An 18,264-nucleotide genomic window follows, 5' to 3' on the forward strand; every position below is an offset into this window, starting at 1 on the left:
TGTCCGGTCCGGCTTTATAGGGGACCGGCAGGTCCCTTACAACGCGCCGCTGACCGTCTCCCGAGCTATGCTTGAGCGCGGAAAAGTCAATGTAAACATTGGCGAATGCGGTTAATCTTGGGACCGCCGACGATATGTCACATAGGAGTAGTCGGCACTGTCGTCCGCGCCTGCCGGATGGCGGATGCGGCTCGTTTCCTCCCACTGCGCCTTGTCGATCTCGAAATAAGTGTCGCCCTCGGGCCGCGCGTGCACCTCGGTAATTTCGAGGCGGTCGGCGCGGTCGAGCCATTGCCGGTAGATCTCGGCGCCGCCGATCACGGCGATTTCAGCGGCCGAACGCCGCAGGGCGTCGCCGCGCGCGACCGCACCGGCATCCGCCGCCGACGTCGTGACGATGGCACCTCGGGCGCGATAGTCCGCATCCCGCGTGATGACGATGTTGGTGCGGTCCGGAAGCGGCCGGCGCAGGGACTCGAAGGTCTTGCGGCCCATGATCACGGGCTTGCCGATCGTGAGCGCCTTGAAGCGCTGCATGTCGGACTTCAGCCGCCATGGGATCGCACCACCAGCGCCGATGACGCCGTTCTCCGCGATGGCGACGACGAAGACGATCTCCATCAGGACGCCTTCCCTGCGAGCTTTGCCAGCGCGGGCCCGGCGACGCGGCACAGCGTCCAATCGTCCATCATCACCGCGCCCAGCGATTTGTAGAATGCGATCGACGGCGCGTTCCAATCGAGCACGGCCCATTGCAGGCGCGACCAGCCGTTCTCGACGCATTCCCTGGCGAGATAAACCAGCAGCGCCTTGCCGAGGCCCCTGCCCCGGTGCGACGGCCGCACATAGAGATCCTCGAGATAGATGCCGTGCCGCCCGCTGAAGGTGGAGAAATTGAGGAACCAGACCGCGAAGCCGGCCGGCTCGCCCTCCCATTCGGCGATCGCGCAATAGAGCCGCGGATCGTCGCCGAACAGCGCTTGCGCAATCATCGCTTCGGTTGCTTCCACCTCGTGCGAGAGCTTCTCGTACTCGGCAAGCTCGCGGATGAAAGCGAGAACGAGACTGGCCTCGCTGGGCCGCGCGCGGCGGATGGTGAGGGACATCGGCGCTAGACCGCGACTTCCGCCTTGATGTGCGGATGCGGATCGTAGCCGACGAGCTCGAAATCCTCGTAGCGGAAGGAGAAGATGTCCTTCACGTCAGGATTGATCTTCATCACCGGCAGCGCACGCGGCGCGCGCGTGAGCTGAAGCCGCGCCTGCTCCAGATGGTTGGAATAGAGATGGGTGTCGCCGAGCGAGTGCACGAAGTCGCCGGGCTTCAGCCCCGTGACCTGCGCGACCATCAGGGTGAGCAGCGCGTAGGAGGCGATGTTGAAGGGCACGCCGAGGAACACGTCGGCCGAGCGCTGATAGAGCTGGCAGGACAGCTTTCCGTTCGCGACATAGAACTGGAACAGGCAGTGGCACGGCGGCAGCGCCATCTGGTCGACTTCGGCGGGATTCCAGGCCGAGACGATCAAGCGGCGCGAGTCCGGGTTGCGCTTGATCATGTCGACGAGGTTCGCGATCTGGTCGATGCTGCCTCCGTCGGGCGCCGGCCAGGAGCGCCACTGATGGCCATAGACCGGGCCGAGATCGCCGTTGGCGTCCGCCCACTCGTCCCAGATGGTGACGCCGTGGTCCTTCAGATATTTGATGTTGGTGTCGCCCTTCAGGAACCACAAAAGCTCATGCACGATCGCCTTCAGCGGCAGCCGCTTGGTGGTCAGCATCGGAAAGCCGGCGGATAGATTGAAGCGCATCTGATGGCCGAACACCGACAGCGTGCCGGTGCCGGTCCGGTCGGTCTTCTCGGCGCCGTCTGAAAGAATCCGCTCGAGCAGGTCCTGATACTGGTGCATGTGCCATGAGCCTTTGGGAGGACGGCGAACTTAACGGCCACCCCCCCGCTGCGACAGCCGCGATTCGCTGTCCGCACGGATTATACCCCGAAAAGTGAGCGTTCCCGCCGCAAACGACAAGGGGCGGAACCGGTGTCCCGCCCCTCATCTATCGGCTTGATTGTACTCGCTAACTTGCCGGCTTGAGCACCGGGCTCCACTTCGCGATCTCGGCTTTGACAAGGGCTGCCAGCGCCTCCGGCGTCCGCTCCGCGGGGCCCGGGATAACGCTGCCGAGCTCGAGCAGGCGCTTGCGCACGTTCTCATCGTCGAGCGCCTTGACGGCGGCCGCATTCAGGCTGGCCACGATCGCCGGCGAGGTTCCCTTCGGCGCGAACATGGCGTTCCAGGCCTGAGCCTGGAACGCGGGCAGGCCCGCTTCCGCCGTCGTCGGCACGTTCGGCAACGACGGATTGCGCTCGGCCGTCGCGATCGCATAGGCCTTGATGGTGCCGGCGTTGATCTGCGGCACGGCGTTGACGATCTGGTCGCACATGTAGTCGACCTGCCCCGCCACCAGCGCGTTCATCGCGGGGCCCGTGCCGTTGAAGGGCACGCCGACCGGCTTGACGTCGAGGATGGAGTGCAGGAGCTCGCACGAGACGTGCGAGACGGAACCAACGCCGGCGTGCGCGGCATTCACCTTCTCCGCGTTCGCCTTCACGTAAGTGACGAATTCCTTGAGGTCCTTCGGCGGAAAGTCCTTGCGCGCCAGGATCAGGATCGGCGTGCCCGCGAGCAGCGCGATCGGCTCGAAGTCCTTTTCGGGGTGATAGGCGAGCTTCGGATAGAGCGGCACGGACGCGGCGTGCGTGCCCATATGGCCGGTGATCAGCGTATGACCGTCATTGGCCGCACGCGCGGCGCGCGTCGTCGCAGTGGTGCCGCCGGCGCCGACCACGTTCTCGATGATGATGCTCTGTCCGAGCGTCTGCGCCATATGCGCGGTGACGATACGCGCAACGACGTCGGTCGGACCGCCGGCCGCGAACGGCACGATCATGGTGATGCTGCGCGTCGGATAGGACTGCGCTTCCGCCGGTGCGACAAAGACGCACAGCGATGCGAACGCCACGACACATGCGCCCGCAAGCGCGCGAATTGAAGTCATATCGATCCCCTCGGACACGGACAAAAATGCCGGCCAAGCGGCCGGCATTTTCATTTCATGAAGCAGTCGGACGAGTCGATTCAACTTCCGAATGCGGCGCGCCGACGCAGGGACGCTGCGGTCAGTTCTCGGACTCCGTGAATACCTCGTCGCGCTTGGCACGCAGCACGGGCAGCACCGTGAGCACGAGCAGGAAGGCCGCGATCGCGAGCAGCACCGCCGACAATGGACGCGTCAGGAAGACGCTCCAGTCGCCGCGCGAGATCAGCAGCGCCCGGCGCAGGTTCTCCTCCATCAGCGGCCCGAGCACCATGCCGAGCAGCAGCGGCGCCGGCTCGAAATCGTGCTTGATCAGCCAGTAGCCGACCAGACCGAACACACCGGCGAGGATGACGTCGACCGGCGCGTTGTTCACCGAGTAGATGCCGATCGCGCAGAAGATCACGATCGAGGGGAACATCAGCCGGTAGGGAACGCGCAGCAGCCGCACCCAGATTCCGACCAGCGGCAGGTTGATGATGATCAGCATCAGATTGCCGATCCACATCGAGGCGATCATGCCCCAGACGAGGTCAGGCTGCTTCTGCATCACCTGCGGGCCCGGAACGATGCCGTGAATGGTCATCGCGCCGACCATCAGCGCCATCACCGCGTTCGGCGGGATGCCGAGCGTGAGGAGCGGGATGAACGAGGTCTGCGCCGCCGCGTTGTTGGCGCTTTCCGGCGCCGCCACGCCCTCGATCGCGCCGCGACCGAACCGCTTCGGATCCTTGGCGAGCTTCTTCTCGAGCGTGTAGGCCGCGAAGGAGGCGATCACCGCACCGCCACCGGGCAGAATGCCGAGGATCGAGCCGAGCACGGTGCCGCGCAGGATCGGAGGTGTCGAGTCGATCAGGTCCTTCCTGGTCGGCATCAGGCCGGTGATCTTCTGCTGCACGAGATCGCGGTTCATCTCGGCGCCGGCGTCGAGATTGCGGATGATCTCGGCGAAACCGAATACACCCATCGCCACCGTCGCGAAGCCGAGACCGTCGGCAAGCTCCGGAATGTTGAAGGCCATGCGCGAGGCGCCGGTCTCGATGTCCGATCCGACCATCGACATCAGGAGACCCAGCACGATCATCGCAATCGCCTTGAGCACGGATCCCTTCGCCAGCACCACCGCGAAAATCAGGCCGAGCACCATCAGCGAGAAATACTCGGCCGGACCGAACGCCAGCGCGAGCTTGGTCAGCGGCGCACCGAGAACGGCAATGAGCACGGTCGCGACACAACCGGCGAAGAACGAGCCGATCGCCGCGATCGCCAGCGCCGGGCCGGCGCGGCCCTGCTTGGCCATCTGGTGGCCGTCGATGGCGGTGACGACCGATGTCGCCTCGCCTGGGATGTTGACCAGGATCGAGGTGGTCGAGCCGCCATATTGCGCGCCGTAATAGATGCCGGCGAGCATGATCAGCGCGCCGACCGGCGGCAGTCCGAAGGTGATCGGCAGCAGCATCGCGACCGTTGCAATGGTGCCGATGCCCGGCAGCACGCCGACCAGCGTGCCGACCAGGGCACCGATCAGGCACATCAGAAGATTGATCGGAGAGAACGCGACGACAAAACCGTGAGCGAGGTTGGCAAAGAGCTCCATCACATCCTCACTGAACCAGGAAACGCGGGAACATCGGCATCGGCAACCCGAGCACGTATGGGAACAGAAGCGCGCAGCCGAGCGTCAGGCAGGCGCCGACGATCACGGCCTCGAGCCAGCGCGTCTCATGCGATCCGAGCGCGGCGATCAAGAAGCTCACGAAGGCCGAGACCACGAGGCCGAGGGGCCGGATCGCGAGGGCGAAGAACAGGATCGCGGCCATCACGAACAGCGGACCGCGCCAGGAATAATGGGCCAGCGCCGGCCCGTCCGTCATCAGGCCGGTCAATGCAATGCCGGCGGACAGCGCGACCAGAAGCCCACCGAACATGCGTGGCGCAGTGCCCGCGCCGAAGGAGAAGCCGCGCATGCCCTGCAGGTCGCTCGAGGCCCACAGCGCGAACAAGGCGAGAGCCATCAGCACGATGCCGCCGATATAGTCCTGCGCCGACTTGATCGTCATGAAGATCGTGAGGATCGCGACCGCGAACAGCGGATACGAATACATCAGTGCCAGCAGCACGTCGGACGACTTCTTGGTGTCGCCGGCGAGCAGTGCGCTCGGAGCCCCCGCGAGCAGCGCAGTGACATGGCTAATCACGACCGTCGCCGGACCGCGCCCGGCACCCCAGCCGAAGATCGTCCCGATCGACCAGATGAATTCAAAGATCTGCGGCGCTATCGCCAGCAGACAGAAGCCGAGCGCCACCGAGGTGTTTCGGGTGGCCGTCGCCGAGTGGCCCATCGTATCGGCCATGCATGTCTCCTCCGCGACCCGTAAGTCACGAGCACTGTTGTTTTAAATCGGCTGGAAATGGATCCCCTGCCCGCACCACTGCCTAGCGATTTTCATCACACAATGCCAGCAAAACCCAACAGGCCTCCGGCCAGCAGCAGCCACAGCGGATTGACGCGCGAAAGGGAGGCGATGATCGCAACCGCCGCGGTCAGGAACAGCGCAACAAGGGTGCGATCGGTCGCCTGGGCCAGGATCAAGGCACTTGCCGCCATCAATCCAATCGACAACGGAACCAGCGCAGCCTGGATCAGGCCCGGCCAACGCGATTGGCTGGGCCGGTTCAGGAGCCGGCTGACACAATAAGCAAGCAGTGCCGTTGGCAGGCACATCGCCAGCGTTGCCGCCAGCGCCCCGGGAATGCCGGCAACGGCATAGCCGATCAGTGTGACGATCAGAACGTTGGGGCCGGGCGAGAGCTGCGCGATGGCATAGGCATCGGCAAACTGCTTGTCGGTCATCCAGTGATGCACCTCCACGGCGATCCGGTGCATCTCCGGAACGGCCGCGGCGGCGCCGCCGACGGCGAACAGCGACATCAGACCAAAGGTGGAGATCAGCGTCCAGATCGGGCTCTGGCTGCTCATGCCGCTACCTTCCGTCGCAGGACGTAGGTTACGGCGACGCTGAGCGGGATCGCGACCAGCAGCACGGCCTGAAGCGGCAGGCGGAGCACGCCGATGGCGGCGAACACCGCGAGCATCAGGATGAGCCCGACTCCGTCCGGCTTCTTGAGCAGCGGGGTCATCACGCGGAAGACCACTGCGATCAGGAGCCCGACTGCGGCGCAGGAGATGCCGGCGAGGCTGCGGCGCAAAAGCTCCAGCTCGCCGAAATGGACGTAGAGTGCCGCAAGCACGGTCATGATCAGCGTCGGCGGCAGCAACAGCCCGGAGAAGGCGGCAACGCCGCCGGCGATCCCGCGCAGCCGCGCACCGAACACCATCGACAGATTGACGATGTTGGGGCCGGGCAGGAAATGGCAGAGGGCGAAGGTCTCGTTGAACTCCTCGGCCGTCATCCAGCGGTGCTGGTCGACGATGGCCCGGCGGGCGAACACCAGAACGCCGCCGAAGCCGGCCAGCGACATCCTGGCAAAGGCGACAAACAGCGCCAGCAGGCCGGGTGGAACGCTTTTGGCTGGAAGGTCCGGCTCTTGGGCGGCCGGCTCTTGGGCGGCCGGTGACGAATCCGAGGACATGGCAGGACTTTAGAATGGGCACGGCCACGTGGCCAAGACCGTCCGGAACCCTATCCAAAAGGAACAGCGTGCTTGTTGCTTGAAACCTCTGTTTTTTGAAACCTTTGCCCCCTATATTGGGGGTGCCGGTTCGCCGGCTATGGAAATAAACGGTCGTCGCAATAAACCATTCGGACCCGGGGGCGGTACCCGGCGCCTCCACCAAAGCCCACCGGATAGCGGGCCCCGGCCCGCGCAAAAAAGCGGGCTCTGGCCCGCCCAAGAAAGTGGGCTTCGGCGGGGGCGAAATAGGATCGACGAGGGCGTAAAGGGCGTGCTTTTTCCCGGTATTGTTCCGCCGTTATCGGGCTACTGCAATAGTTGCCAACGACAACTTTGCTCCGGTTGCTCAGGCTGCGTAACGCAGTTTGAAAGACCAACTTAAAGTCCTAGCGGGTTAAGCTCCGCTAGGCGGGGTTCGGAGGCACCTGGCAACAGAAGCCTCCACTTGCCTTTCATTTTTATCCCCGGCGGGGACTCCTTCTGACCTGTCAGGCGCGGTACCATTGCGACTTGGCGAGTCGGGCCGGCAGGGCCGGCTCCGAGAATGCGACAGGACCACCATGGCGACCGATCATATCCGATACGATGTGCTGGCGCGCGACGCGCTGCGCGGCGTGCTGCGCAAGGTGCTGACCGATGCCGCAGCCCACGGATTGCCGAGCGAGCATCATTTCTTCATCACCTTCGTGTCGAAGGCCGAGGGCGTGAAGCTGTCGCCGCGGCTCCTGGCCCAGTATCCGGAAGAGATGACGATCATCCTTCAGCATCAGTTCTGGGATCTGACCGTGCTCGAGGACCGCTTCGAGGTCGGCCTGTCCTTCGGCGGCATTCCTGAGCGGCTGGTGGTGCCGTTCAGCGCCATCAAGAGCTTCCTCGATCCGTCCGTGAAATTCGGCCTCCAGTTCGACACCTCCGACGTCGCCGAGGTGGCGCCGGACAAGCTGCCGGCGGCTCCCGCGCCGTCGGCCGTGTCGGTGCCCGCGGCTGCAGCTGAAGCAGCCGAGACCGCGGACGAGCCGACGCCGCCGAGCCAGGGCGGCGCCGAGGTCGTGCGCCTCGATCGTTTCCGCAAGAAATGATCTAGATCCGGAACGCGACCGCCACACGCAGGCAAACCGCCTATATAGATGAGCAACCGAAAGGCCGCGCATTCTCGCGCGGCAGAATGGATATGCTCATGGACAAGACCACCCGCCCCTCACGCCGCTCCGCAACCCGCGTCGAGACCGACAGCTTCGGTCCGATCGAGGTCCCCGCCGATCGCTATTGGGGCGCGCAGACCGAACGCTCGCGCCAGAACTTCCGCATCGGGCAGGATCGCATGCCGATCGCGCTCGTGCATGCGCTCGGCATCGTCAAGCTGGCCGCTGCGCAGTCCAACCGCGAGCTCGGCCTGCTCGACCAGCGCCGGGCCAATGCCATCATCCGCGCCGCGCGCGAGGTGATCGACGGCAGCCTGGACGATCATTTCCCGCTGGTGGTGTGGCAGACCGGCTCGGGCACGCAGAGCAACATGAATCTCAACGAGGTGATCGCGAACCGCGCCAATGAGCTGCTCGGCGGCGAGCTCGGGGCCAAGAAGCCGGTCCATCCCAATGATCACGTCAACATGAGCCAGTCGTCGAACGACTCGTTCCCGACCGCGATGCATATCGCCGCAGCAAGCCGCATCACCGCCGACCTGATCCCCGCGCTCGGCGAGCTGCAGCGCGCGCTGCGCAAGAAGGAGAATGAGTTCGCGAAGATCGTCAAGATCGGCCGCACCCACACCCAGGACGCGACGCCGCTGACGCTCGGACAGGAATTCTCCGGCTATGCCGCGCAGGTCGAAAGCGGCATCGCCCGGCTCAAGGTCGCGGTCAAGGATCTCTATCCGCTGGCGCAGGGCGGCACGGCCGTCGGCACCGGCCTCAACTCGAAGCCGCGCTTTGCCAAGCTGTTCGCCAAGCACGTGGCTGGCATTACCAAGCTGCCCTTCACCAGCGCCGCCAACAAATTCGAGGCGCTGGCCTCCAACGACGCCTATGTGCTGGTGCACGGCGCGATCAATTCGGTGGCGACGGGGCTGTTCAAGATCGCCAACGACATCCGCCTGCTCGGATCAGGCCCGCGCTCGGGACTCGGCGAATTGATCCTGCCGGAAAACGAGCCCGGTTCCTCGATCATGCCGGGCAAGGTCAATCCGACCCAGTGCGAGGCGATGACGATGGTGTGCTGCCAGGTGTTCGGCAATCACACCGCGATCACGGTCGCCGGCAGCCAGGGTCATTTCGAGCTCAACGTCTACAAGCCCGTGCTCGCCTACAACATGCTGCACTCGATCCGCCTCCTGGCGGACGCCGCGCGCTCCTTCACCGAACATTGCGTCAGCGGCATCCGCGCCGACGAGCAGCACATCAAGGAGCTGATGGAGCGGTCCCTGATGCTGGTCACCGCGCTCGCACCCAAGATCGGCTACGACAACGCGGCCAAGGTGGCGAAGACGGCGCACGCCAACGGCACCACGCTGAAGGAGGAGGCGCTACGGCTTGGATTCGTGTCGGCGGACGAGTTCGATCGCCTGGTGCAGCCCGGGAAGATGACCCGTCCGGGGTAATTCCGAATTCCGATAGTCATCCGTAATGATACGGACCCAAAACAGCATATTTATATGAGTTTAATGGGAAGGATTTGATTACCGTCAATGTTTCGGGGGGGATGCGTGCTACCGCAAACCTCTCACCCCTTCCCGGGGCCAGATTCATCGTTTGATGGTCCATCGGGCCGATTGACGAGGACGAGCGAATGACAATCAAATCTTATCGGGCACATTGCCGTGCCCTGTTTCTGAATGTTTCATCCCGCCCGCCGAGGATCGGGTGATGGAGACGCGCCATGGGGAACGTCATCAACCTGAACCGCTTCAGGAAGCGGGCCGAGCGGGAAGCCTCGGCCAAACAGGCGGACGCCAACCGGACGAAGTTCGGCCGTACCAAGGCCGAGCGCACGGCGGAGGAGAAGCGCAAGGCGCAGGCGAAGGAGCAACTGGACCAGCATCTGATCGAGCGCGAGGAACAGCCATGAAATCGCCCGTCGTCAAACGATCGATCGTCGTCGCCGGCCACAAGACCAGCGTCAGCCTGGAAGAGGCGTTCTGGAACGGCATGAAAGAGATTTCCGGCCTGCGCAATATGACGCTGTCCGAGCTCGTGGGCGAGATCGACGGCGCTCGCCAGCAGGGCAACCTGTCGTCGGCGATCCGCCTGTTCGTTCTCGACTACTTCAAGAACCGCGCAGGGGCCGGGCCCGTGGCCGTCCCGGCCGAGCAGAAGGTCGCGGCTCAGTAAGCGCCAGAGACCGAGCCGGCCGTGTCTCGCCGGCTCGCACTTTATAATTACTCTAAGGTGCGACCGGGGCAGGCCGAGCCGGCTTGACCTCAATGCCCTGCGTTGAAAATACAGGGCATGACCGACGACAATGACACGCGCTCGCAAATTCCGCTGGGTCTGGCCCAGCGCGGCTACACCGGCGTCATTCAGCACCTTTCCGCCAGGGACGCAGCCTCGGCCCTGCCCGACATCGAGCTCGAGAGCCGGCTGATCGAGCTCGGCTTCGTCGAGGGCGCCCGGGTGGAGATCCTGCATGAGGGCATCGTCGGGCGCGACCCGATCGCCGTGCGCGTCGACAACATCACGATCGCGGTACGTCGTCGCGAAGCCATGGCCATCATCGTCGCGTGAAGCGGCCGGACCTTTGATCTCATGGAAGCACCCCTGCTGCATCTCGCCCTGGTGGGCACGCCAAACAGCGGCAAGACTTCGCTGTTCAATGCGCTGACCGGCGGCCGGCAGAAGGTCGCGAACTATCCGGGCGTCACCGTCGAGCGCAAGGAAGGCTTCTTCGTCACTCCCTTGGGACGCCAGGTCTCGGTGGTCGACCTCCCCGGCACCTATTCGCTGCGCGGCCGCAGCCCGGACGAGGAGATCACCCGCGACTTCGTGCTCGGCAAGGCCTCCGGCGAGAGCATGCCCGATCTCGTGCTGTGCGTGGCCGATTCGACCAATCTGCGGCTGACCATCCGCCTCCTGCTCGAGCTCAAGCGGACCGGCCGGCCGCTGATCCTGGTCCTCAACATGTTCGACATCGCGAGCCGCCGCGGCATTACGGTCGACGTGGAACGCCTCGCCAAGGAGCTCGGCGTGCCCGTGGTCACCTCGATCGCGGTCCGCAAGGGCGGTACTGCCGACCTATTGAGGCTGACCGACGAGATCTCGGCCGAGCTCGCCCCCGAGCCCCAGGAGAACAAGTGGCGCGCGCTCAGCGTCTCGGAACTGCGCGCCACCCAGCGCGAAGCCGACCGGATCATCGCCGACTGCGTCAGCCTGCCGAGCCGCCCCGACACCTGGACCGCCCGGATCGATGCCGTGGTGCTGCACCCCGTCGGCGGGCTCCTGGTGCTCGCGCTGATCCTGTTCGTGATGTTCCAGGCAGTGTTCGCCTGGGCGCAGCCACTGATGGAACTGCTCAATTCCGGCTTCGATGCGCTCGGCGAGCTCGTGCACGACACCCTGCCCGCCGGCCTGTTGCAGAGCTTCCTGCAGAACGGCGTGATCTCCGGCGTCGGCAGCGTCATCGTGTTCCTGCCCCAGATCATCATCATCTTCCTGTTCATCCTGCTCCTGGAAGATTTCGGCTACATGGCGCGCGCCGCCTTCCTGATGGACCGCATCATGGGCGGCGCCGGCCTGCATGGCCGCGCCTTCATTCCGCTGCTGTCGAGCTTCGCCTGCGCCATCCCCGGCATCATGGCGACGCGCGTGATCGACAACAAGCGCGACCGCCTGACCACGATCCTGATCGCGCCGCTGATGACCTGCTCGGCGCGCATTCCGGTCTACACGCTGATCATCTCCGCCTTCATTCCGGCGAAAGAGGTCTGGGGCTTCATCAACCTGCAGGGCCTCGTGATGTTCGGCCTCTACGCCATGGGCATCATCAGCGCGCTTCTCGTCTCGTTCCTGATCAAGTTCTTCATGCTGCGCGACTATGCGCCGGCGCCGTTCATGCTGGAGCTGCCCGACTACAAGATGCCGCGCTTGAAATCGATCGCGATCGGCATCTTCACGCGGGCGAAGATGTTCCTGCAGCGCGCCGGCACCACGATCTTCTCGATGATGGTGCTGATCTGGTTTTTGGCCTCGTTCCCGCAGCCGCCGCTGGGTGCCACCGAGCCGGCGATCGACTTCAGCCTGGCTGCGATCATCGGCAAGGCGATCGAGCCGCTGCTCGCACCGGTCGGCTTCAACTGGCAGATCGCGGTCGCCCTGATTCCGGGCATGGCGGCGCGCGAGGTCGCGGTCGCGGCGCTCGGCACCGTCTATGCGATCGAAGGCGGCAAGGAAGCGGCCGAGCAGATCGGCCAGGTGCTGGCGACGAAATGGTCGCTCGCGACCGCTCTGTCGATGCTGGCCTGGTACATCTTCGCCCCGCAATGCGCCTCGACCCTGGCCGTGATCCGTCGCGAGACCGGAAGCTGGACCTGGATGGCGGTGACCTTCACCTACATGCTGGTGCTCGCCTATGCCGCGAGCTTTTTGACGTACAACGTCGCCGTCGCGCTCGGCGCGGGGTAGCTCCTTGCGCTCATTGAGCTAGATCAACGCCCGGCTTGTCCCCGGCATCAAGGTCCGCCTCAGAGCACAGAGGACGGACCATGAATCCGCTGCTGAAGGAAATCCGGCACAGTCCACTCCTGTGGCTGCTGGTCTTCGTGCCCGTGGTGATCGCGCTCGAGCACATCATGCCGGATGCGCACACGCTGCTCTTCATCCTCGCCGTGATCGCCATCGTTCCGCTCGCGAGCCTGCTCAGCCACGCGACGGAAGCCGTCGCCGAGAAGACCGGTGATGCCGTCGGCGGGCTGTTGAATGCCACGCTCGGGAATCTGACCGAGCTCATCATCGCGGTGACGGCCCTGCACGCCGGTCAATACATGCTGGTCAAGGCCTCCATCGCAGGTGCGATAGTGACCAACTCGCTGTTCATGCTCGGCGCGTCCCTGCTGCTGGGCGGACTGAGGCACCACGTGCAGGACTACAACCGGGCGGGCGGACGCCTCTATTCGGCGCTGCTGCTCATGGCCACGATCGCCCTGCTGTCGCCTTCCGCGGTGGCCGACCTCGAATTCCCCGGACGGGAAGCGACGGTTCACCGGTTGAGTGCAGCCCTGTCGTTTCTGCTGATTGCGGCCTACGGTCTCAGCCTGCTTTTCTCGCTGAAGACGCACAAGGAGCTGTTCGCCAGCCAGGACCACGGCGAAGGGGCCGGACCAGTACTGCCGATCGGGGTTGCCGTGCCGACGCTGATCGTCGTGACCGTGCTGGTCGCGCTCGTCAGTGAAATTTTCGTAGAGTCGGTGCAGAAGGCGGCCGAAACGCTCGGCATGAGCCCGGCCTTCGTCGGCTTCATCGTGGTTGCCCTTGTCGGCGCCGCAGCCGAGATGGCCGTTGCGTTCTCTGCGGCACGCCGGAATCGGCTCGACATGAGCGTCAGCATCGCACTGGGAAGCGCCTCCCAGATCGCCCTGTTCGTCGCGCCCGTCCTCGTGCTGCTCAGCTATGTCATCGGGCCGCAGCCGATGGACCTTCAATTCTGGCCCGGCGCGGTGACCATGGTCATGATCGCCACCGTGGTCACATGCTTCGTGAGCAATAGCGGACGCTCAGCCTGGTTCATCGGTGCTCTCCTGCTTTTCATCTACGCCATTTTCGCGATGACGCTCTACATGATCCCGCCCGGCTCGGCCGGCCCGGTCTAGGAGCCATTGCGGCCGACATGGCCGAACGGCTGATCGGGTCCAACAAAAATATGAAAAACAACCCCATGCAAAGTAGCCGAGGCCACCGGTCATGACGGCTGGCACATTCTGCGAAGCCATTTGACACGTCGGGCAAAACACCGGCACGATGGCATCATCGCTAGCCCTGCTAGGCGAGCTGCTCCAGCAGAATTCTCGCGGCCTGCACGACCGGCGTGTCGAGCCCCTCGGTGAACCAGGCATAGACCGGCGCGAGCAGATCGCGCGCCTGCGCATGCTTGCGCTGGCCGCGCCAGAGGCGGGCGAGGCTTGTGGCCGCGCGGAGCTCCCACAATTTCGCGCTTTGGCGGCATGCAAGATCGATGGAGCGTCGGAGACTTGCTTCCCCTGCCGCAGCATCGCCGATGTCGACCAGCAACTCTCCGCGGATACGGTGCAGGTTCGCTTCCGCCCAACGCTCTCCGGTCACCTCCATTTCGCGTTCGGCCTTGTCCAGTTCGTCGAGCCCATCCTTCGACCGGCCGATTTTCCCAAGTGCTTCGGCTAGGGACATGAACCAGGTCGGTTTGTAGAGGTAGCGGCGTTCGGCGTGCAATTCCGCGGGGAACTCTGCATGTAGCCTTGCCGGCTCGCTCCGGCCAAGCGCAATCAGGTAACATTGGCGATGCCACTTGGCGAACTTCTCGTACTCCGAGAAGAATCCGTGTTGGGTCGAGTAGGCCTCCAACTTCGAGACCTGATCCAGCAGGACCGCAGGATCGGTCTCCATGCACGCATCGCAAATGGCGGCGTTCGCGAATATGACGACGGACGTGGCAACCCGATCGACCTCGCGGGCTCGCGCCAGTGCCTCGTCGCGGCGCGCACGCGCCTGATCCAGATAGCCGAGACCTGTCAGCGATCCCATGCTGACCGAAAGCAGGACCGCCTGAACGTCAATCATCCAGTTGCCAGGCAGGCGCGCCGGGTCGAGAAGACGAAGTGCCTCCTCGGTATCTGCGCGAGCCGATGCGAATTCACCCAGCCACAATCCGTTTTGTCCCCTCAGATAGCGCGCCACGGACGTGATCGCATTGGACGTCCATCGCAAGGCGGGCGAAGCCTTGTCTTGCCAAGACCTGCCGAGATCGAGGAGTTCGTCGGACAGTTGATACGCAGACCGCGGCTCGCCACGATACAAGCGATTGACGGCCTGACAGGTGAGGATGGTCGGGAGCTCGTCGGCCTGCTCCTGTCCCGCACAGAGCTCGCGGGCGCGGTCGAAGGCCTCACCTGCCGAGACTGAGCCGCCACCGCGCGTGCCAAACCACGCCGAGCCAAGAGCGATCTGCAATCGCAGCTCGTGGCGACGGCGTTCGGGACCTTCGGGCAGGCCTTCGAGAAGACTGATGCCCTTGAGCAGCTGTGTCTCCGCCTCGGTCATCGCCGCATGCGCAATCGCCTGTTGGCCGGCCTGCCTGAGGTAGCCGACCGCCTTTCCCGTCAAACCGGCCGCCTCGCTGTGATGGGCAAGCAACGCCGGATGGGCCGTGACAGTCTCGGGAAACTGCTCTTCGAGCGTCTTGGTAATGCGGCCATGCAGGAGCTGGCGCTGGGTGCGCGACAGCGTCCCGTAGGCCGCGTCCTGCACCAAAGCGTGCTTGAACGTGTACTCCGCGTCGGGGGCAATACCGCGGCGGAAGATCAGCCCGGCCTCCACCAGTCGGGCAAGGGCATCATCGAGTCGATGCTGTGGCAGCCGAGCGACCGCAGCAATCAGCTCGTGAGAAAACGATCGGCCAAGGGCCGCGCCGATCTGCACGACCTCATGCGTTTCGGGCAGACGGTCAAGCCGCGCGAGCAGCGAGGCCTGCAATGTCGACGGGATCGCCAGCGGGATCACCTGTCCGCCTGCCCCGTTGCGACCACCGGCCTCGTCCAGAACGCCGCTCTCCATGACGGATCTGGTCAGCTCTTCGACGAACAGCGGCACGCCGTCGGTACGATCGACGATCTGGTCGAGTATGTCCTGGGGCAACGCCCTGCCGCCTGTCAGCGCCACGATCATCTGGGCGCGCTGGGCGGGAGGCAAACGACTGAGCGCGAGCAGAGTGACCTGCGGACGACCGATCCACGCCGGCGCGAACTCGGGCCGGAACGTGATGACGAGCAGAACCGGCATGGTCGCGACCCGCTCGACCATCAGGTCCAGCAATTCCAGCGACGTCGGGTCGATCCAATGGACATCCTCGAACACGATCAGCACCGGCGCACGCGCGGCCAGCCCCTCCAGCCGGGCGAGCAACGCCTGTAGCGTCTTCTCCTTGCGCTTCTGCGGGGTGAGATTGAGCGGCGGGTGGCGGGCGGATGTTACCGACAACAGATTCGCGATCAATGGTACGGCGTCGCGCGCTTCGTTCGTCGTCGGAGCAAGGACGGCCTCCAGCTTGTCCAGCCGCTGCTCATCGGTTTCGTCGCGACGAAACCCGGCGGCCCGTTCCAGCTGGCTGATGATCGGATAGAGCTCGTTGTCGCGGTGGTGAGGCGAGCAGAAGTGTGGCAGCCGGGCGTGCGATTCTTCCCGGAGCCGGTCTTGCAGCTCCACCGTCAGCCGCGACTTGCCGATCCCCGGCTCTCCCGCCAGCAGCACCACGCGCCCCTCCCCTTCCGTCGCATGCCGCCATCGGCGCTCTAACAGGTCGAGTTCTTCCTCGCGCCCGATGAGCGGCGTCGTCGCCGCGCGCAAGGCTTCGAACCTGCTGTCGACGCCACTCGGGCCCAGCACGTGACAGGCCCGAACCGACCCAGGGACGCCATTGAGCACCAACTCGCCAAGGTCGTTGCAGTCGAACAGATTGCCGACGAACTGGCGCGTGCTCGCTGCGATCAAGACGGTGCCGGGCGCGGCGACCTTTTGCAGGCCGCTTGCAAGCTGCACCGCTTCGCCGGCAATGACCTGCTGATCCGCACCATCGCCAAGGACATCACCGAAGACGACTGGCCCGGTTGCGATACCCGCACGCAGCTGCAGGGGGCCGAGGCTGACACCGTCAAGCCGGGGGACTGCATCGACGAGCGCAAGACCCGCACGAACCGCGCATTCGATGTCGTGCTCGTGCGCCTGTGGATGCCCGAAACAGGCCACCATCTCGGTCGCGGACAATTTGCCCATCACGCCGCCGGCGCGAGAGACGATCGGCGTGCAGCAGCGCCGATAGGCGGCAATCAAGGCCTCCAACTCTTCCGGATCGATTTGGGCCGCGAGCGCGCTCGTGCCGACAAGATCATAGGCGAGCACCGTGACCTGACGCCGCTCCGGCGCGCGCGGCGTTGCCGGCGCTTCCACATCGCTCTCGTCAGGAGGACGCGGCGCCGCCTCATCGCCGGGGATCACATCCTGCTGCTGGTTCCACTCGCGAAGGATCTCGCGGCGCAAGGCCTTCGAGCTGGCGTCCGGTTCAATTCCCAGCTCCCTGGTCAGCAAATCCGCGCAGGTGCGGTACTGGCGAAGGGCGGCGCTGTGCCTGCCCTGTCGGTGATAGAGCTCCATCAATGTGCGATGGATACGCTCCTGAAGCGGGTCGACCGTCAGCAGCCGGGCCGCGATGTGAATGCCGCGCTCGACCGAACCATTCGACAGATGATGGTCGAGCAGCCTGGTCATCGCTGCGAGCGCCAGCTCGCGGAAGCGCTCGCGTTCCGCGCGCATCCAGCTTTCGAACTCGGGAGCCGGCACCTCGAAACCGTCGAGAAGCTCGCCGCCATAGAGTGCGCTCGCCTGCTCGAGGTTGCCAACATCCTGTCGCGCCGCCAGATCGCAGAAAGCGACGACATCGCTTGTCAACGCGGTGGGTTCGAAGCCGATCGCATCCTCGTGAGCAACCAGGGCCCGTGAATCGATGTGCGACAGCGCCTTGCGCAGCAGGCTGAGCGCCTGTCGCAAACTGTCGCGTGCCTGAGCCTCGGTGCGATCGCCCCAAAGCAGCGCGGCAAGCTTTGGCCGCGCCTGAGCCTGACCCGGGTGGAGCACCAGATAAGCCAGCAATGCGCCGGCCTTCTTGGTCGACAGCGGGACCGGCTCGCCGAGATTGGTCTGGAGCCGAAAACCACCCAGCAGTGCGAGATTGACCTTCGCCATACCGGTCGCACGCGAGCTGAGGACGCCAACATGCGCCCGGATCGATGATTTTGCGATCCTATCACGCTGGGAACCACAGGTCGATTGCGGCGCATCGATAGCATGCTTCTGGACAGGGAGACGGCCATTGAGGCCGCTCAGCCCGGCCCAATGGAGGAAGCCATGCGCAAGCTTCGCTTGATCGTGCGCGCGGCACTCATCGTGCTCAGCGTTTGCTGCACCGGTGGCTCGCTACTGCCAATAATCGACGAGCTGGGACTTCCCGAGGACTGAGGAGATGTCACAATGAGTACGCTCATCGAGCTGAGACGGACGGCGGCACCAACGCGACATGTCTCAGGCCTGCTCCGGAGGTATTGGACGACGCTGCTGGCCCATCAACAGCGCCAGAGGTTGCGCGGCGACCTGTCGGGACTGTCCGATCGGGAGCTCCTGGACATGGGCATCTCCCGCGGCGAGATCGACTACGTCGCCGCGAACACCTCCGTTGATCCGCGAGGCGTCCGATCGGACGATCGATGAGCCGTCAGGGCCTGTGCAAGATCGCCTTCCCAACTGTCCCTTGGTACAATGACCGGGGCGACGATCGGTAACTAAGGTCGCCGGGATCGACTGCTTCC

At 64.6% G+C, this 18,264-nt stretch carries 17 protein-coding genes and 1 other RNA gene; 9 read left to right on the forward strand and 9 right to left on the reverse strand.

The window, feature by feature from the left end:
• Positions 1-111 precede the first annotated feature (111 nt).
• The 8 genes from K289_RS0109785 to K289_RS0109820 form a co-directional block, all read right to left on the reverse strand.
• Positions 112-621 carry a dihydrofolate reductase gene (locus K289_RS0109785; RefSeq protein WP_027551341.1) on the reverse strand — a complete coding sequence of 170 codons (510 nt, stop codon included), beginning with the start codon at positions 619-621 and terminating at the stop codon, positions 112-114.
• On the reverse strand, positions 621-1,106 hold the full coding sequence (locus K289_RS0109790) for a GNAT family N-acetyltransferase (protein ID WP_027551342.1): 486 nt from the start codon (positions 1,104-1,106) through the stop codon (positions 621-623). Before K289_RS0109790 ends, K289_RS0109785 begins: the two co-directional genes overlap by 1 nt.
• A gap of 5 nt (positions 1,107-1,111) precedes the next feature.
• Complete coding sequence (locus K289_RS0109795; RefSeq protein WP_027551343.1) at positions 1,112-1,906, reverse strand: thymidylate synthase; 795 nt, start codon at positions 1,904-1,906, stop codon at positions 1,112-1,114.
• 169 nt (positions 1,907-2,075) lie between these two features.
• Complete coding sequence (locus K289_RS0109800) at positions 2,076-3,056, reverse strand: tripartite tricarboxylate transporter substrate binding protein BugD (RefSeq protein ID WP_027551344.1); 981 nt, start codon at positions 3,054-3,056, stop codon at positions 2,076-2,078.
• Between the two features lie 121 nt (positions 3,057-3,177).
• Complete coding sequence (locus tag K289_RS0109805) at positions 3,178-4,692, reverse strand: tripartite tricarboxylate transporter permease (protein WP_027551345.1); 1,515 nt, start codon at positions 4,690-4,692, stop codon at positions 3,178-3,180.
• A 7-nt stretch (positions 4,693-4,699) separates the two neighbouring features.
• Complete coding sequence (locus tag K289_RS0109810) at positions 4,700-5,449, reverse strand: tripartite tricarboxylate transporter TctB family protein (protein ID WP_027551346.1); 750 nt, start codon at positions 5,447-5,449, stop codon at positions 4,700-4,702.
• A 95-nt stretch (positions 5,450-5,544) separates the two neighbouring features.
• The gene (locus tag K289_RS0109815) at positions 5,545-6,075 is read right to left on the reverse strand and encodes a chromate transporter (RefSeq protein ID WP_027551347.1); all 531 of its coding nucleotides are present in this window, start codon (positions 6,073-6,075) and stop codon (positions 5,545-5,547) included.
• Positions 6,072-6,689 (reverse strand): chromate transporter, encoded by a 618-nt coding sequence (locus K289_RS0109820; RefSeq protein WP_027551348.1) that lies wholly within the window; start codon positions 6,687-6,689, stop codon positions 6,072-6,074. The genes K289_RS0109815 and K289_RS0109820 overlap by 4 nt, the downstream gene beginning before the upstream one ends.
• Before the next feature lie 85 nt (positions 6,690-6,774).
• Here K289_RS0109820 and ssrA point away from each other — a divergent pair.
• From ssrA to cax, 8 genes are all read left to right on the forward strand, one after another.
• Positions 6,775-7,177: a transfer-messenger RNA gene (ssrA, locus tag K289_RS48215) on the forward strand.
• Between the two features lie 114 nt (positions 7,178-7,291).
• A complete protein-coding gene (locus K289_RS0109825; RefSeq protein ID WP_027551349.1) occupies positions 7,292-7,810 on the forward strand; it encodes an SspB family protein in 519 nt (172 codons plus the stop codon).
• Between the two features lie 86 nt (positions 7,811-7,896).
• On the forward strand, positions 7,897-9,327 hold the full coding sequence (fumC, locus tag K289_RS0109830; RefSeq protein WP_027551350.1) for a class II fumarate hydratase: 1,431 nt from the start codon (positions 7,897-7,899) through the stop codon (positions 9,325-9,327).
• A gap of 278 nt (positions 9,328-9,605) precedes the next feature.
• Positions 9,606-9,794 carry a DUF4169 family protein gene (locus K289_RS0109835; RefSeq protein ID WP_027551351.1) on the forward strand — a complete coding sequence of 63 codons (189 nt, stop codon included), beginning with the start codon at positions 9,606-9,608 and terminating at the stop codon, positions 9,792-9,794.
• Positions 9,791-10,057, forward strand: a complete 267-nt coding sequence (locus K289_RS0109840) for a ribbon-helix-helix domain-containing protein (protein ID WP_027551352.1) — start codon at positions 9,791-9,793, stop codon at positions 10,055-10,057. Before K289_RS0109835 ends, K289_RS0109840 begins: the two co-directional genes overlap by 4 nt.
• A gap of 117 nt (positions 10,058-10,174) precedes the next feature.
• A complete protein-coding gene (locus K289_RS0109845; RefSeq protein WP_027551353.1) occupies positions 10,175-10,450 on the forward strand; it encodes a FeoA family protein in 276 nt (91 codons plus the stop codon).
• 21 nt (positions 10,451-10,471) lie between these two features.
• The gene (locus tag K289_RS0109850) at positions 10,472-12,343 is read left to right on the forward strand and encodes a ferrous iron transporter B (RefSeq protein WP_027551354.1); all 1,872 of its coding nucleotides are present in this window, start codon (positions 10,472-10,474) and stop codon (positions 12,341-12,343) included.
• 80 nt (positions 12,344-12,423) lie between these two features.
• Positions 12,424-13,527 (forward strand): calcium/proton exchanger, encoded by a 1,104-nt coding sequence (gene cax, locus K289_RS0109855; protein ID WP_027551355.1) that lies wholly within the window; start codon positions 12,424-12,426, stop codon positions 13,525-13,527.
• A 169-nt stretch (positions 13,528-13,696) separates the two neighbouring features.
• Here the strand turns inward: cax and K289_RS44155 are convergent, their stop codons facing one another.
• Positions 13,697-17,644, reverse strand: a complete 3,948-nt coding sequence (locus K289_RS44155; RefSeq protein ID WP_051310533.1) for a BTAD domain-containing putative transcriptional regulator — start codon at positions 17,642-17,644, stop codon at positions 13,697-13,699.
• A gap of 285 nt (positions 17,645-17,929) precedes the next feature.
• Here K289_RS44155 and K289_RS0109870 point away from each other — a divergent pair, with 285 nt between their 5' ends.
• Complete coding sequence (locus K289_RS0109870; protein ID WP_027551356.1) at positions 17,930-18,166, forward strand: DUF1127 domain-containing protein; 237 nt, start codon at positions 17,930-17,932, stop codon at positions 18,164-18,166.
• The last annotated feature ends 98 nt before the right edge of the window (positions 18,167-18,264 follow it).

The organism is Bradyrhizobium sp. Cp5.3, assembly GCF_000426265.1.
Taxonomy (GTDB): Bacteria; Pseudomonadota; Alphaproteobacteria; order Rhizobiales; family Xanthobacteraceae; genus Bradyrhizobium; species Bradyrhizobium neotropicale.